This window comes from Flavobacterium amniphilum, assembly GCF_023634845.1.
GTDB lineage: Bacteria > Bacteroidota > Bacteroidia > Flavobacteriales > Flavobacteriaceae > Flavobacterium > Flavobacterium amniphilum.
The window spans coordinates 1-1,387 of sequence record NZ_JAMLJL010000048.1 but is presented as its reverse complement, the minus strand read 5'-3'; the positions used below and the strand labels follow the sequence as shown (position 1 = coordinate 1,387).

Sequence of the window (1,387 nt, the reverse complement as noted above, 5' to 3'; positions counted from 1 at the left end):
TGTCCCGTCCTGAAATAGCGATACAATAAAAAAGAATCGACATGGAAAGACATGACACTTATGTAAAGCGCACCCAGAAGGATTATACGCTAAGTCTAAAGATCCAGATTGTAAAAGAGATTGAATCAGGTGAGTTGTCAGCTTATTCGGCCCAGAGGAAATATGGCATTCAGGCTCGCTCTACAGTTCTGGCCTGGCTCAGAAAATATGGTAACTTTGATTGGGAGAATCAAACACCGTCGAATATGCCAAAGACACCGGAACAAAGAATCATGGAGCTTGAGGCCAAAGTAAAGCTTTTGGAAAAACAGAAGGCCCAGCTTGAACATCAAAATCATATATCGGACTCCAAGGCCATTATTTTTGATATGATGATAGGCCTTGCTGAAAAAGAGTATAATATCGATATCCGAAAAAACTTACCTCCCGGACAATCCAACTCTTCGGCAAAAAAAGGCAGCAAAGCATAAGCTTCGGCTGTGGTTTGTTCGGGATAAACAGACAGGTTTACTATCGAAGCATTAAGCGTGCCAAGCTTAAGCAAAGCCTTGCTGGCCAGGTTATAGGGCTTGTAAAAGAAATACGTATGACCCATCCCCGGCTTGGCACACGTAAATTATACCATGTCCTTAATGCCAGGCTTAGGGAATTAAAAGTTGGCAGAGACAAGTTCTTTGAAATCCTGAAGGCTAATCACCTATTGATAAAACCAAAACGGAATTATCATGTTACTACATGGTCACATCATCGCTTCAGGAAGCATATGAACCTGATAAAAGAATTAGACATCAACAGGCCAGAACAGGTATGGGTATCAGACATTACCTATATCGGAAAACGTGAAAAGCCTTGTTATTTAAGCTTAATAACAGATGCTTATTCAAAAAAGGTAATGGGATATGAAGTGTCTGACTCTCTCAGTACACAAGGATGTATCAAGGCTTTAAAAATGGCTCATGGGAACAGGATCTTTAAGCCTGACCCATTGATACATCATTCAGACAGGGGAATACAATATTGTTCTGATCAATATCAGTATCTTCTGCAAAAATGCAATATAAAATGCAGTATGACCCAAAACGCTGACCCCTATGAAAATGCAGTGGCTGAAAGAATAAATGGTATATTAAAACAAGAATATATGATAGATACTTATCATCTTGAATTATCTTTAATGAAGAAGTTGATTACTGAAGTGATTGCAAAATACAATCAGCACAGACCCCATTGGTCAAATCATATGCTGACTCCTAACCAAATGCATTTACAGAGTAGCATTAAAATGAAAACTTATGAAATAAAAAACAGAAGTAACTATAAAGCTACTTCTGTCTAAAAATGTATTTTTACTATTATTAATCCTGTATCGTTATTTTAGGACTAGTCA

At 37.9% G+C, this 1,387-nt stretch carries 2 protein-coding genes; both read left to right on the top strand.

Annotation, left to right across the window (positions count from 1 at the left end; translation table 11 throughout):
• Positions 1–41: 41 nt before the first annotated feature.
• Positions 42–470: a hypothetical protein gene (locus NAT51_RS19605; protein WP_250601808.1), complete on the top strand. Its 429-nt coding sequence runs from the start codon at positions 42–44 to the stop codon at positions 468–470.
• Between the two features lie 14 nt (positions 471–484).
• Positions 485–1,336, top strand: coding sequence for an IS3 family transposase (locus NAT51_RS19600; RefSeq protein ID WP_250601807.1), 852 nt, complete (start codon positions 485–487; stop codon positions 1,334–1,336).
• Positions 1,337–1,387: the final 51 nt, after the last annotated feature.

Excerpts from the sequence above, each read along its gene's own strand:
- NAT51_RS19605 (WP_250601808.1), top strand. The coding sequence starts at position 42 with ATGGAAAGACATGACACTTATGTAAAGCGCACCCAGAAGGATTATACG.